Source organism: Marinobacterium lacunae (assembly GCF_000705555.1).
GTDB classification, from domain to species: domain Bacteria; phylum Pseudomonadota; class Gammaproteobacteria; order Pseudomonadales; family Balneatricaceae; genus Marinobacterium_D; species Marinobacterium_D lacunae.
Genome location: NZ_JMQN01000013.1, coordinates 312026 through 325693, shown reverse-complemented (window position 1 = coordinate 325693; position 13668 = coordinate 312026). Strand labels below are relative to the sequence as shown.

Annotated in this window: 12 protein-coding genes; 8 read left to right on the top strand and 4 right to left on the bottom strand. The window is 60.1% G+C overall.

Annotated elements, in window-relative coordinates; all coding sequences use genetic code 11:
- Positions 1–39 precede the first annotated feature (39 nt).
- The 5 genes from fba (at position 40) to ADIMK_RS04325 (ending at position 7803) form a co-directional block, all read left to right on the top strand.
- A complete protein-coding gene (gene fba / locus ADIMK_RS04345; RefSeq protein WP_036184018.1) occupies positions 40–1104 on the top strand; it encodes a class II fructose-bisphosphate aldolase in 1065 nt (354 codons plus the stop codon).
- 115 nt (positions 1105–1219) lie between these two features.
- Positions 1220–2092, top strand: a complete 873-nt coding sequence (locus tag ADIMK_RS04340) for an EamA family transporter (protein WP_036184016.1) — start codon at positions 1220–1222, stop codon at positions 2090–2092.
- 117 nt (positions 2093–2209) lie between these two features.
- Positions 2210–3595 carry an HD-GYP domain-containing protein gene (locus tag ADIMK_RS04335; RefSeq protein ID WP_036184014.1) on the top strand — a complete coding sequence of 462 codons (1386 nt, stop codon included), beginning with the start codon at positions 2210–2212 and terminating at the stop codon, positions 3593–3595.
- Between the two features lie 25 nt (positions 3596–3620).
- Positions 3621–4676, top strand: a complete 1056-nt coding sequence (locus ADIMK_RS21220) for an efflux RND transporter periplasmic adaptor subunit (protein WP_051692447.1) — start codon at positions 3621–3623, stop codon at positions 4674–4676.
- The gene (locus ADIMK_RS04325; protein ID WP_036184012.1) at positions 4666–7803 is read left to right on the top strand and encodes an efflux RND transporter permease subunit; all 3138 of its coding nucleotides are present in this window, start codon (positions 4666–4668) and stop codon (positions 7801–7803) included. Before ADIMK_RS21220 ends, ADIMK_RS04325 begins: the two co-directional genes overlap by 11 nt.
- A 109-nt stretch (positions 7804–7912) precedes the next feature.
- On the opposite strand, the gene ADIMK_RS04320 is transcribed toward ADIMK_RS04325, so the two are convergent.
- Entirely contained in the window at positions 7913–8098 is a 186-nt protein-coding gene (locus tag ADIMK_RS04320) for an RSP_7527 family protein (RefSeq protein WP_036184010.1), read from the bottom strand.
- A gap of 94 nt (positions 8099–8192) precedes the next feature.
- Here ADIMK_RS04320 and gcvA point away from each other — a divergent pair, with 94 nt between their 5' ends.
- Positions 8193–9137, top strand: coding sequence for a transcriptional regulator GcvA (gene gcvA, locus ADIMK_RS04315; protein WP_231517000.1), 945 nt, complete (start codon positions 8193–8195; stop codon positions 9135–9137).
- Positions 9138–9151: 14 nt separating this feature from the next.
- On the top strand, positions 9152–9871 hold the full coding sequence (locus ADIMK_RS04310; RefSeq protein WP_036184008.1) for an alpha/beta fold hydrolase: 720 nt from the start codon (positions 9152–9154) through the stop codon (positions 9869–9871).
- Between the two features lie 50 nt (positions 9872–9921).
- On the opposite strand, the gene ADIMK_RS04305 is transcribed toward ADIMK_RS04310, so the two are convergent.
- Entirely contained in the window at positions 9922–10563 is a 642-nt protein-coding gene (locus ADIMK_RS04305) for an NAD(P)-dependent oxidoreductase (RefSeq protein ID WP_036184006.1), read from the bottom strand.
- Between the two features lie 110 nt (positions 10564–10673).
- Here ADIMK_RS04305 and ADIMK_RS04300 point away from each other — a divergent pair, with 110 nt between their 5' ends.
- A complete protein-coding gene (locus ADIMK_RS04300; protein WP_036184004.1) occupies positions 10674–11561 on the top strand; it encodes a LysR family transcriptional regulator in 888 nt (295 codons plus the stop codon).
- 84 nt (positions 11562–11645) lie between these two features.
- Here the strand turns inward: ADIMK_RS04300 and ADIMK_RS04295 are convergent, their stop codons facing one another.
- Both ADIMK_RS04295 and ADIMK_RS04290 read right to left on the bottom strand, forming a co-directional pair.
- The gene (locus ADIMK_RS04295; protein ID WP_036184000.1) at positions 11646–12158 is read right to left on the bottom strand and encodes a P-loop NTPase family protein; all 513 of its coding nucleotides are present in this window, start codon (positions 12156–12158) and stop codon (positions 11646–11648) included.
- A gap of 208 nt (positions 12159–12366) precedes the next feature.
- Positions 12367–13596, bottom strand: a complete 1230-nt coding sequence (locus ADIMK_RS04290; RefSeq protein ID WP_036183996.1) for a cystathionine gamma-synthase family protein — start codon at positions 13594–13596, stop codon at positions 12367–12369.
- Positions 13597–13668: the final 72 nt, after the last annotated feature.

The following is a 13668-nucleotide window of genomic DNA, read 5'->3' as shown; positions in this document are numbered from 1 at the left end:
ACAGTTATACGGAAACAGACAATCCAAGGGTGAATCGATATGGCACTGATCTCCATGCGTCAGCTGCTGGACCATGCTGCCGAACAGGGCTATGGCATTCCGGCGTTTAACGTCAACAACCTCGAACAGATGCGTGCCATCATGGAAGCGGCGGCTCAGACCGACTCGCCGGTGATCGTGCAGGCCTCTGCAGGCGCGCGTAAATACGCCGGTTCTAACTTCCTCAAGCACATGATTCTGGCGGCGATCGAAGAGTTTCCGCACATCCCGGTGTGTATGCATCAGGATCACGGCACCAGCCCGGCTGTCTGCCAGCGTTCCATCGCACTGGGTTTCTCCTCTGTGATGATGGACGGCTCGCTGGGCACGGATGGCAAGACGCCGACCAGCTATGAGTACAACGTGGATGTGACCCGTCGCACCGTCGAAATGGCGCATGCCTGCGGTGTCTCCGTCGAGGGTGAGCTGGGTTGCCTGGGCTCTCTGGAAACCGGTATGGCCGGTGAAGAGGACGGTATCGGCGCCGAGGGCGTCCTGTCCCACGACCAGATGCTGACCGATCCGGACGAAGCGGCCGAATTCGTTAAGGCCACCAATGTGGATGCGCTGGCGATCGCCTGCGGTACTTCACACGGTGCCTACAAGTTCACCAAGCCACCCACCGGTGACACTCTGGCGATCGGCCGGATCAAGGAGATCCATGCCCGTATCCCCAACACCCATCTGGTGATGCACGGCTCCTCCTCCGTACCTCAGGAGTGGCTGGCGATCATCAACGAGTTCGGTGGCGAGATTCCGGAAACCTACGGTGTTCCGGTCGAGCAGATCGTTGAAGGCATCAAGTACGGTGTACGCAAGGTCAACATCGATACCGACCTGCGCCTGGCCTCCACCGGTGCGGTGCGCCGTTTCATGGCGCAGAACCCGTCCGAATTCGACCCACGCAAATTCCTCAAGGAAACCATCTCGGCGATGCGCGATATCTGTATCGCCCGCTATGAAGCGTTCGGTACCGCCGGGAATGCCAGCAAAATCAAGGCGATCTCGCTGGAAGATATGGCGGTTGCCTACGAAGCGGGTAAGTTGGACGCCAAGGTCAACTGATCGGCATCCATCAGTAAAAGGGCGGCCCGATGGCCGCCTTTTTTCATTGTCACCGCCCCCGTTATGGATTGAGTCGTCGCGTTCGGCGGGCGCGACATGAATAAAGGAGTAGAAGGTGCGATACCTGATTTTCGTCACGCTGCTTTGGGCGTTCTCGTTCAGTCTGATCGGTGAATATCTGGCCGGTCGGGTCGACAGCTATTTCGCCGTGCTGACCCGTATCGTGATCGCCGGTGCACTGTTCCTGCCATTGCTGCGTTGGCGGGGTATGGCCGCAGGCCTTGTCGGCGGCATCATGCTCACCGGAGCCCTGCAGTTCGGTATCACCTATGTGTGTCTCTACCTCTCGTTTGAACATCTGACGGTGCCCGAGGTGCTGTTGTTCACAATTACCACGCCGCTCTACGTGGCGATGATTGATGAGGGGCTGAAAGGGCGTTTCAGCCTCGGGCCTCTGGCCGCGACGGCACTGGCCGTTGTCGGTGCGGGGATCATTCGTTACGACGGTATCTCGGATGACTATTTGCTGGGCTTCATGATTCTTCAGCTGGCCAACGCCGCCTTCGCCGCCGGGCAGGTGGGGTATGCGCATCTTGTGCGGCGCTACGCGGTAGAGGGGCCTCTGTATCGCAGCTTCGGCTTCTTCTATATCGGTGCGCTTGCCGTCGTGCTGCCCGCCTTTCTGCTGCTGGGTAACCCGGAGCGTCTGCCGCAGACGCCGGTGCAGTGGGGTGTTCTGACATGGCTCGGGCTGGCGGCATCGGGGCTTGGCTTCTACCTCTGGAACAAGGGCGCCACACTGGTCGATGGCGGCACGCTGGGGATCATGAACAATGCACTGATCCCGGCCGGGCTGGTGGTCAACCTGGTGCTGTGGAATCGCGACGCTGATCTGCTGAGACTGGGGTTAGGCGGGGCGGTTATCCTGCTATCACTCTGGCTGAACCGGCAGTGGAGCGTAACGCCTGTTGGCAGGCGTGCAGCCTAACTCCGTTACCGCTTCCCTGACGTCACCGCCTCAGGCAGGATAACGGGAAAGTGGTCCGATACGGCATTGTGCGACTACAAGTAGTAGGGGCAGGTAGCTGGATCTGAGGAGAGGCATATGCAGCGATTCGATACCGTCGGCGGGCTTAAGCTGGCCGAGCTGATAGCGGCATTGAGTCATGCGCTGGACATGACCGAGGGCCAGCCGGCGGGACACTGCATGCGCTGTTGCTGGATCGGAATGGGGATCGCCGATCAGTTGGAGTTGGACGCCGGGCAGCGCTGGGAACTCTATTACACGCTGCTGCTGAAAGATCTTGGCTGCAGCAGCAACGCGGCACGAATCTGCGAGCTGTATCGCACCGACGACCTGCGTTTCAAGCATGATTTCAAACAGGTGGACGGCAGTCTGTCGCAGGTGGTGCGCTTCGTACTGGGGCATACCGGCCTCAGCGCAGGCGTCGCCGAGCGCTTTCGTACCCTGCTCACTATCATCCGTAACGGCGAGGAACTGGCCACCGAGTTGATCCAGACCCGGTGCGAACGCGGTGCGGCCATCGCGCGCCAGTTGCGCTTCCCCGAGCCTGTCGCGCTGGGCATCCACGCCCTCGATGAGCACTGGAACGGTGGCGGCAAGCCCGACGGCCTCGCGGGCGAGGCGATCCCGCTGTACGCACGCATTGCGCTGCTGGCGCAGGTTGTCGATGTGTTCCAGTTCGCAGGGGGTGTCGACGCGGCGGTTCGTGAAGTTCAGGCCCGTAGCGGCAGCTGGTTCGATCCGGTGCTGGTGGATGCGATGACACGCCTCGCAGACGATCGCGCGTTTTGGGCAGTACTGGCCAGCGATGCGTTGTCGAGCCGCGTATTGTCGCTGGAACCGGCCGATGCCGAGATTGCGCTCGATGACGATTATATGGATGAGATCGCCGCCGCGTTCGGTCAGGTGGTCGACTCCAAAAGCCCGTACACCGCAGGCCACAGTGAGCGGGTGGGGCTGTACACTGACCTGATCGCCGAGTCTTTGGAGATCGAGCCTGCGCGCAGGCGCTGGTTAAAGCGTGGGGCGCTGCTGCATGATATCGGCAAGCTCGGCGTCAGCAATTCAATACTCGACAAGCCGGGCAAGCTGGATGAGGCGGAGTGGGTCGCGATGCGCGATCATGCGCGCTTTACCGAAGAGATACTCTCGCGCATCAGCGCCTTTTCGGAATTGGCCAGAGTATCGGCGGCCCACCACGAACGTCTGGATGGCAAAGGCTACCCCCGAGGGGTGTCCGCCGATGAGATTGCACTTGAAACACGCATCATCACGACGGCCGATATATTTGATGCGATCACCGCCGATAGGCCCTACCGGGCGCCGATTCCGGTGCCCAAGGCGCTTGAGATCATGGAGCGGGAGATCGGTACGGCCATTGATGGACGTTGTTTTGAGGCACTCAAGCGTGCCCTCAAGCGGTTGGAGATGGATCAGGAACTGCCCGCATTGGTGGCGGTCGGATAAAGGCTTATCCAGGGAGCCCCTTTAGATGAATATGAAAGCTGTGCTGTTGGTGCTGGCGGGACTGCTGGTCGTTGGCTGCACTCAGGAGGAGCCAGCGGCCACAGGCCGCTCGGGCGGGCCCAGGGTGCATCTGGTCGAGACGATCGATGCCAGGCTGTCGACGGTATCGCTTGAGCGCAGCCGCAGCGGCACACTGCGTTACCTCCGTGAAGTGGAGATCCACACTCAGGAAGCCGGTCAGATTACACAGCTACCCGGGTATCCGGGTGACAGGGTGAAATCCGGTGAATTGCTGGTCAGGCTCGATGACCGACTGCTGCGCTCGGAGTACAACCGTGCCCGGGCGAGCCTTCGCGAAGCGCAGCAGAATCTGGCACGGCTGCGTGAGCTGGCGGCCAACCGACTGGTATCGCGCGAGGAGTTGCTGCGTCGTGAAACGGAAGCGGAAGTGGCCGCGGCGGATCTTGAGTTGTTACAGACACGGCTCTCCTACACCGAGATCAAGGCACCCTTTGATGCGGTGATAACGGCACGGTTGAGTGAGCCGGGCAACGTGGCCGAGCGCTATGACCATCTGCTCACGCTGGCCGATCCGGCGGGGCTGGTGGTCGATGTCAGCCTGTCCGAGTTGGTGCTGGCGCAGATGAGTGTGGGCGATCCGGTGGAGGTGGTGATTGATGCGCTGGGGCCTGCAGCCCAAACGGCGCTGGTCAGCCGAATTTATCCACAGGTCGACCCGATCACCCGGCGTGGCACGCTGGAGATCCGGTTGAGTCCCATCCCTGATGGCGCCCGGGCCGGTCAGTTTGTGCGTGTCCGCCTGCAGACCGCCGCGCGTGAGCGCCTGCTGGTGCCGTTCAGTGCACTGCGCTTTGACAATACATCCTTCCTCTATGTGGTGAATGCCAGCGCTCAGGTTGAACGGCGCGATGTGGTGACCGGCAGCCGTCTGGCTGACCGTATCGAGATACTCGACGGGGTGGCGCCTGGTGAGCGTGTTGTGACGCGTGGCTTCCTCGGTTTGGTGCCGGGGCAGAGCGTTGAGGTGGTCAGTCTTGAGGGTGAGCCGAATGAGCCCTAACCCACTGAGGCACGGCGGCGGACTGGCCGGCTGGTCGATTCGCCACCCCGTCGGCGTCACCATGATTGCACTGGCGGTGATCGTGCTGGGGCTGTTCGCGTTGGGACGATTATCGGTGGACCTCTTACCCCATCTGATCTATCCCGAGATCCGGGTGCGGGTGACCGACTCGGGCGTACCGGCGCGGGTGATGGAAGATCAGGTGACCAAGGTGCTTGAGGAGCAGCTGGCGATCACCGAGGATGCGGTCTCAATCGAGTCTGAAACGGAGCAGGGACGCAGCTCCGTGGACCTTGCTTTCCCCTATGGCAAGGATATCGATATTGCGTTGCGTGATGCCAGCACCCGACTGGATCGCGCCCGGCGTCAGCTGCCGGACAGTGTCGATAACCCGGTGATCTACAAGCTCGACCCGGCTCAGATACCAGCATTGGAGTTCGCCATCAGCTCACCGCTGCGCGACCCGGTGGAGCTGCGCAGCTGGAGCGAGGACACCTTCGCCAAGTGGTTTATCAACCTGCCGGGCATCGCCGCGGTCGAGGTGGGTGGAGGGCTGGTCAGGGAGATCCAGATCCTGCCCGACCAACAGCGGTTGGCGGGTCTGGGCCTTGAGATGCAGGACATCGTCGATGCGGTCGAGCGTGGCAACCGACAGGATCCCGCCGGTCGTTTGCGCATGAGCCGTCAGGAGCTGGCTGGTCAGATCAGCGGACGTTTCGAATCGGTTGAAGCGCTGGCGCGATTGCCGCTTCGGCTGCAGGACGGCACGACGGTGGCGCTGGGCGAGGTGGCTCAGGTACTCGATACCCATCAGGAGGAGCGCATACGGATTCGTGCCGACGGCGTGCCGGCGGTGAAGCTGTCGTTTCAGAAGCAGCCGACCGCAAACACGGTGGCTGTGGCGGATGCGGTACTCTCCCAGCTTGACTGGCTGGCCCGCAACAACCAGCTGCCCAAGGATATCCAGATTACGCCGGTATCGGATCAGTCGGTCTTTATCCGGCAGGCGCTGAACAACTCCACGCTGGCCGTGATCAGCGGTGCGCTGCTGTCGATGGCGGTGGTGTATATCTTCCTGGGCAATGTCCGTCGGACGCTGATCATCGGCAGCGCGATCCCTATCGCGGTGATGGTGACCTTCGTGCTGATGGGGTTTGGCGGGCTCACGCTCAATATCATGACCCTCGGTGGGCTGGCGCTCGGTGTTGGCATGCTGGTGGACAACACCATCGTCATGCTTGAGAACATCTACCGTCACCAGCGTCAGGGTGAACACCGGGGCCGGGATGCCGCCGTCGCGGCGGCCGAGGTTAATTCAGCGATCATCGCCTCGACCAGCACCAACCTGGCGGCGGTGCTGCCGTTTCTGTTCATCGGTGGGCTGATCGGCCTGCTGTTCCGTGAGCTGATCTTCACCATATCGGCCGCCATTCTGGCGTCCATGGTCATAGCGCTGACGCTGGTTCCGGCGCTGGCGGCCCGCGTACACACCGTCAAGGAGGGGCGCGTCCGGCGTTTTATCGATGGCCTGATGGCGAAGCTCGGCGAGGGGTATGCCCGCGTCGTGGGTCTGATCCTGAAGGTGCGCCTGCTTGTGGTGTTGGTGTTCCTGATACTGCTGGGACTGTCGCTGCCAACCTTCATCAGTGGCCAGCAGGCGTTTCTGCCGCCACTGGATAATGGCGAAGTGTACATGTGGATAACCGCCGATCCCGGTACCCGTCTTGATGAACTCGATAAACGTGTACTGCGTATTGAAGCGCTGGTGCGGGCCCAACCCGAAACACGCTCGCTGTTCACGACCAGTGGTGGCGCGGTGTTTGGCAGCTCAGCCAGCGAGCGCAGCAACAGTGCACGTATACAGGTTCAGCTGGTGCCGCTGAACCAGCGTGAGGTCAGCTCCGACCAGTGGATACGGCGGGTCAGCCAGGAGATCGGCGAACTCAAGTTTGCGGGCCTCAAGGTGCGTATGCGTCAGCGGGGTATTCGCGGCCTGCGCACCAGTGGCGGTGACGACGATGTCAGCCTGAGAATCAGTGGTCCGGATCTGGAACGGCTCGATCAACTCGCGCGCCAGACCGTGGATCGACTGAAGTCGCTGGAGGGGTTACGCAACCTGAGCTGGTCCAGTGAAGAGACGCAGCAGGAGCTGGAGATACGTATCGATCGTGACCGTGCCGCTGCACTTGGATTTGAGGTGGAAGATCTCACCGACGCCATGGCGATTGCCCTGGAAGGGCGGGTGATCACCGATTTTATCGACGGAGACAGCAGCTACGATGTACGCCTGCGTCTGCCGCGCGAGGAGGCGTCCACGCCTCAGGATCTGGAGTCGATACTGCTGTTCCCGGGCAGTGCCGGTCAGCCCCCCGTCTATCTGGGCAGCGTGGCCGATCTGCAATTGACCCGCACGCCGGCGGAGATCAAGCGTGACCGGCAGATGCGAATCGTCGAAATCAGCGCAACGTTGGCCGAGGGGGCGACACTGGGAGGTGTGTACGGGCAGATACAAGCCCTGACGCAGGATCTGGAACTGCCCGCCGGCTATACGCTCTATGACGGTGGTGGGCTCGAAACTCTGCAACAGGGGCAGCAGACAAGCCAACTGCTGTTGGTGCTGGCCCTGTTCCTGGTGTTCGTGGTGATGGCGGTGCAGTACGAGTCGCTGCGTAATCCGCTGGTTATCATGACCAGCGTGCCGTTCGGCCTGATCGGTGTCGCGCTTGGGATCAACCTGCTGGGCCTGCCGTTGTCGATGCCGGTATGGCTGGGCCTGATCATGCTCGCCGGGATTGTCGTCAACAACGCCATCGTCTTGGTGGAGTATGTGGAGCTGGCTCGTGACCGGGGGATGCGCTGTAACGATGCCATCGTGGAAGCTGCGCGCTTGCGGTTGCGGCCGATTCTGATGACAACGCTGACTACGGTGGTTGGTATGTTGCCGCTGGCAATCGGTTTCGGGGAAGGTGCCGAGATGCTAAGGCCTCTGGCCGTGAGCATTGTTTGTGGGCTCAGCTTTTCGATGCTGGTGGTTTTGCTGCTGGTACCGGTCAACTACTCGCTGCTGGCACGCGGGGACAAGATAGATGGGCGCTCTGCGGCGGGCGCAGAAAAGGCGTCTGGGTAAACCCAGCGTTGTTATGGAGTTTTCGCCGATCTTTTCTGGTTGGCAGAGGACTCTGCCGGAGAGGTCAAGCTGCGCGGGCGGAGTCTATGACCGCCTCGCAATCACAGGCTTAAACGGCCGGTGATTGCTGGATGTTGTAGGCAACGCGAGTCTTGGCGCCCTTTTCGGACTTCTTGAAGAAAACGTTGCGGAACAGCTGGGCAACATAAGCAGCGCGCTCTTTACGGGCCAGTTCGATGTAGTAGTCGACATCGACACGGTTGAACTGGTCATATTTCACTTCGAAATTATCCATGGTGTACTCCTGAACGATTATTGAACATCGATTTATGGAACTCATACTAAGGTTGTATTGGACACTGGGCAAACGACCCTTTTTCAGTCTATAGTTGAAAAAAACTAAACACTCTAAGGAGCGCATCATCAGACGCTTACCCCCACTCAACGCCCTGCGCGTGTTTGAAGCGGCTGCGCGTAACGGGAGCTTTAACAAAGCCGCCGAGGAGCTGTGTGTGACGCCCTCGGCGGTTAGTCATCAGCTGAAGTCGCTTGAGGAATTCTTGGGGCTTAAGCTATTCCGCCGCGAGAAGCGACAGGTCTATCTCACCAGCGTCGGCGAGCGTTATCTGGGCTCGGTTCAGATGGCGCTTGATGAGCTGGAGAGCGCAACGCGCAGGATGATGACGTCGACCAACACCTCAGCGGTCAACCTCAGTGTGGCGCCGTTTTTTCTCACCCGTTGGCTGGTACCGCGCATCACGCATTTTCAGGAGCGCTTTCCCGATGTAGAGCTGCGGTTCAGCTCAACCACCGGTTATGTCGACTTCGAGCATTCGGATACCGATATGGCGGTGTACTATGGACGTGGCAATTGGGAGGGGGTTGAGGAGTTCCTGCTGCGTAACATAGTACAGACCCCGGTATGCGCGCCCTCATTTCTGGAAGGACGCAAGCCGCTGCAAACCCCAAAGGATATCGTCAAGCACACACTGATCTACATCACCGGTCGACGTCACGAGTGGAACCGCGCCCTGCGTGAGATTGGTATCAGCCTCTCCGACGCCACCCGGACCATCTCCTTTTCGAGCACCGCACTGGCGGTGTCCGCCGCGACCGAGGGCATCGGTATCGCCCTTGCCGATAGGGTGCTGGTGGAGCGCGAGATTGAGTCAGGCAAGCTGGCGGCGCCTTTTGATCTCTCGTTTGATACCCAAAACGCGTTTTATCTGGTCTACAAGAAGAACCGGGCGCTGACCTATGGTATGACCGCCTTCAGGGACTGGATCATGGAAGAGATGCAACAGGATATCGCTGCGCACTTGGCAGCCAAGTAGGACCGATACTCAGTATGGCAGAGACACATACCAACACCCTTATGTTGTTGCCGGGACTGCTGTGCGACGACGCTGTTTGGCGGGAGCAGGCAGAGGCGCTGGATAACTGGCACTGCCAAATCGTCGATTACGGCAGCGCTGACACAATTACTGCCATGGCCGATATTGTGCTGCGTCAGGCGCCTGCGCGTTTTGCGCTGGCGGGCCACTCCATGGGCGGGCGTGTAGCGCTTGAAGTTATACGCCAGGCACCCGAGAGGGTGAGCCGTATTGCCCTGCTCGATACCGGATATGAGGGGCGACCGAGCGGTGAGGCCGGTGAGCCCGAGCGCACCAAGCGCATGGCTCTGCTGGCGCAGGCTCGAACAGAGGGGATGCGCGCCATGGGCGAGGTCTGGTCCCGTGGCATGGTTCATCCGGATCGGCTATCCGATACCGCGTTGATGGAATCGATTCTGGCGATGATCGAGCGCAAAACGCCGGATCTGTTCGCCGCGCAGATAAACGCGTTACTTAACCGGCCGGATGCGACGGCCGTGCTGCGGGCACTGCGCTGTCCGACATTGTTGATGGTCGGGCGGCAGGACAGCTGGAGTCCGGTGGAGCGTCACGAAGAGATGGCCAGACTTGCACCGGACAGCGTGCTGCAAGTCATCGAAGACGCCGGTCATATGAGCACCATGGAGCAACCTCAGGCGGTGAGCGCCATGCTCCGGCAGTGGCTGGCATCATAGACGGCATCGGCAGAAAGCCCGGATAGACCGGGCTACTGATTCATGCTTATTTATGCGTATGCCAGCGTAAAGCGACTGTTGATGTGCTGCGGTGACTCCAGCTCGTCGATCAGCGCCTTGGCGTAATCCTCCACGGAGATCTGGCTGTTGCCTGCCGTGTCAGTTAACAGCTGATCGGTGCCGAGCTGATAACGGCCTGTGCGCTCGCCCGGGGCGATGACTGCAGCGGGGGAGAGCATGGTCCAGCTGACGTCGCTCTGCGCGCGCAGGGTGTTCAGCGCGTAGCGGGCGCCCTCAGCGGTTTCCTTATACTCGGCGGGGAACTCGGGCGTATCGATCAGCTGTACACCGGGCGCAACCTCGAGAGAACCGGCACCCCCTACCATCAACAGGCGCTTTACCCCTGCCGCCTTGGCCGCGCTCAGTATGCTGTCGACCCCGTTGCTGTAGTAACCCAGCACGTTCTGTTGGGCGTGGCCGGAGAACGCGCTGACAACCGCGTCGAAGCCCTGCAGACTCTTGCTCAGGGCCGCCGTATCCTGCACGTCAACCTTGCTGGCGCTGAGGCCTGGCTGAGCTGCGAGTTTTTCCGGTCGGCTGACCAGTGCGGTAACGCTGTGGCCGCGGCTCAGGGCCTCTTCACGCAGGGCTGAACCGATAAAACCGCTGGCACCGATAAGGGCGATATTCATGTTGATCTCCTCATGCATCATGATTGGTGAGTGCTATTGTGCGAGCGGTTATTGATTTGAAAAATAGCCCGATTGATAATTGATTGTTATTAATATTATGACAATCTCCCATGCTCGATGAACTGGATCTCAACGCCCTGCCGCTGTTCATGGCTACTGCCGAGGCGGGTTCGTTTACCGCGGCGGCCGACCGACTGGGCTGTACCAAGACCAAGGTCAGTCTCAATATCAAGGCGCTGGAGAAACGGCTGGGTCTGGCCCTGTTCAACCGCACGACGCGGCAGGTGACACTGACCGATGCGGGCCAGCAGCTCTACATGGCCTGCCAGCCACTGCTGGCCAAACTCGGCGAGACGTTGAGCGAGGCTGGCACCAGTGCACGAACATTGACCGGCACCCTGCGCATGACCGCGCCGGTGGATCACGTGGCGCAGAGTCTCGCTCCAGCCGCCGCTGCATTCGGCGAGCGTCACCCGGATCTGCTGATCGAGTTGCGCAGCGGCGACCGGGTGGCGGATATGGTGCGGGACGGGATCGATGTGGCGATCCGCATCGGTTGGCTGAAGGATTCCACTCTTCGCGCCCAGAAACTGGGCGAGTTCGAGCAGTGGGTAGTGGCCTCGCCTGGCTATCTGAAGCAGATGGGTACGCCGGACCATCCCGGCGAGTTGAGCCGCCACCGCTGGATTGAGTTTTCCCCACTGCCCAGCCCCCTGACCTGGCGTTTCACACGCGGTGACGAGCAGCTTCAGGTGCAGATGCACAGCCGCTTTCGGGTCGACAGTACAGGCGCCCTGCGCAGCCTGCTTAAAAGCGATGCCGGTGTCTCGGTGATGGCCAGCTATATCGGTCAGCAGGATGAAGAGCTGGTTCGGCTGTTACCACAGTGGCATCTGCCGAGCGGGGGTATCTATGCGGTGTTTCCGCCGGGGGCGTTTATTCCCGCCAAGGTGCGCGCCTTCGTGGACTTTTATCGACAGTGGTTGGCTGACACTTAGCCACTCTGGCTATCGCCAGCTGGACCTTGACTCCAGAAGGCACAGGGGGCCGCACCAGACAGAGTGCTGGTACGACTTTACCGCCTAGTCAAAGCAGTTCAGAAACGCCCTGATCGCGTTTGGCGAGGTCAGGTGATAGACCTGTTTGGTGTGTTTGGCTTCGGTCACCAATGTGCGGTAAGCCGGTGTCAGTTTGGTATGACACAGCCAAAGCACCCGGTAGCTGTTCAACGACCCCTTCAGGATGGGGCTGTTCTCGGGCCAGCCCTCTGGGTTGACGAACAGCCCTTTGATCATGCGTTTGGTGATCCAGGCGCCATGTCGTAGCAGGGGCAGGTCCACGTAGATCAGCGTATCGGCCACGGCAAAGCGCTCCCAGGCGGACGCCATGCAGCCGAAGCCATCGATGATCCAGGCATCCCGTGATATCAGGTCGGAATGCAGGCGTAGATACTCATCCTGAGGGATCTCATCACCACCGGCACGGTATTTGATCTTGTCCAGCGAGTAGAGGGGCAGATCCGTTTTGGCCGCCAGTTGCCGAGCCAGAGTGGACTTGCCGCCCCCGGCATTGCCGAAGATTGCTACTTTCTTCATCACGCTTCCTTGGTCGAGTGTAAAAGCCCAAGAAACCGATATGAAAAACCCGCCTCTTGGGCGGGTTGTAAATGCTGTCTACGCAGTGACACCCACCATTCCTAGGGAATGATGGTAATAATCTGAAAAAGTCGCTGCGTCGATGTCATGTTCATCCGATTAACCTAAACACGATGTCTGCGCCCGTCAAGCATGAATGGCGCAGGTGTTAAGCCAGTGCCTGTGCAAAGTCTTCCAACAGGTCGGCCTGATCCTCGATACCCACGGATATGCGAATGGTGCCCTCTGAAATACCCATTGATGCGCGGCGCTGTGGGCCCATCTCGAAGAAGATGGTATGCGCAACCGGTATCGCCAGTGTGCGGTTGTCGCCCAGATGGCTGGAGAGCACCACGCACTTGAGCTTGTTCAGCACCTTGAAGCAGGCGTCATCGTCGACCAGATCGATACTCATCAGTGCGCCGAAACCGCAGAATAGCGCTTTGGCGCGTTCGTGTTGCGGATGGCACGGCAGGCCCGGGTAATACACCTGCTTGATTGCCGGATGCTGGTCGAAAAATTCCGCCAGTGCCTGGGCGTTGCTGCAGGCTTTTTGTACACGCAGGGCCAGCGTTTCGGCACCGATGGCGATGCGGTGGGCGGAATCTGGTGCCAGCGTGGCGCCCATATCGCGCAGCCCCTTCTTGCGAATCTGCTGCAGGCCCCATTTCTGAGGATCTCCCTTGCGATAGGACTCGTTGATATTGGGGTATTGGCTCCAGTCATAACTGCCCAGATCGGTGACCGATCCGCCCAATACTTCGCCGTGACCGGCGATGATCTTGCTCAGCGAGTTGATGCTGAGGCTGGCACCGACCGATTTGGGCTGGAACAGGGCCGGAGAGCTCATGGTGTTATCCACCACGTACACCAGCTGTTGTGCGTGGCAGAACGCGCCGATCGCTTTCAGGTCGGCAATCTGGGTGCAGGGGTTGGCGATGGTCTCGACAAAGACCATGCGGGTATTGGGCTGCACGGCGGCTTTGACGTTTTCCACGTCGGTCGCATCGACGAAGCTGACCTCGATACCGTACTGTGTCAGCGTCTGGAAAAAGCTGTTGGTGTTGCCGAACAGGAACTGGCTTGATATCAGGTGATCGCCGGTTTTCAAAAGCGTCAGGCAGGTCGCGCTGAGCGCGGCCATGCCGGTGGCGAAACAGATAGTGTCGATACCCTGTTCCAGCCGGCTGAGCTTGCTTTGCAGCGCGGTGGTGGTGGGGTTGTTCTGCCGACCGTAGGAGTAGCCCGGCTGTCGGTTTTGGAATACCGCGGCGAGCTCTTCAGCCGTTTCATAGCCGTAGAGCACGACATTATGCACGGGCTTGTGTACGGATCCATGCTCGATCGGTGACTCTCGATCGCCGTGGACGATGCCGGTGGTAAAACCCTTCTCTTTCATCTGATCACTGCCTGAATAGAAACGTCAAAATCTTCGAAACCTGCCTGGATGCCGGGAGCCTAGAGGCGAACG

Excerpts from the sequence above, each read along its gene's own strand:
- fba (WP_036184018.1), top strand. The coding sequence starts at position 40 with ATGGCACTGATCTCCATGCGTCAGCTGCTGGACCATGCTGCCGAACAG.
- ADIMK_RS04335 (WP_036184014.1), top strand. The coding sequence starts at position 2,210 with ATGCAGCGATTCGATACCGTCGGCGGGCTTAAGCTGGCCGAGCTGATA.
- ADIMK_RS21220 (WP_051692447.1), top strand. The coding sequence starts at position 3,621 with ATGAATATGAAAGCTGTGCTGTTGGTGCTGGCGGGACTGCTGGTCGTT.
- ADIMK_RS04325 (WP_036184012.1), top strand. The coding sequence starts at position 4,666 with ATGAGCCCTAACCCACTGAGGCACGGCGGCGGACTGGCCGGCTGGTCG.
- ADIMK_RS04320 (WP_036184010.1), bottom strand. The coding sequence starts at position 8,098 with ATGGATAATTTCGAAGTGAAATATGACCAGTTCAACCGTGTCGATGTC.
- ADIMK_RS04310 (WP_036184008.1), top strand. The coding sequence starts at position 9,152 with ATGGCAGAGACACATACCAACACCCTTATGTTGTTGCCGGGACTGCTG.
- ADIMK_RS04305 (WP_036184006.1), bottom strand. The coding sequence starts at position 10,563 with ATGAATATCGCCCTTATCGGTGCCAGCGGTTTTATCGGTTCAGCCCTG.
- ADIMK_RS04300 (WP_036184004.1), top strand. The coding sequence starts at position 10,674 with ATGCTCGATGAACTGGATCTCAACGCCCTGCCGCTGTTCATGGCTACT.
- ADIMK_RS04295 (WP_036184000.1), bottom strand. The coding sequence starts at position 12,158 with ATGAAGAAAGTAGCAATCTTCGGCAATGCCGGGGGCGGCAAGTCCACT.
- ADIMK_RS04290 (WP_036183996.1), bottom strand. The coding sequence starts at position 13,596 with ATGAAAGAGAAGGGTTTTACCACCGGCATCGTCCACGGCGATCGAGAG.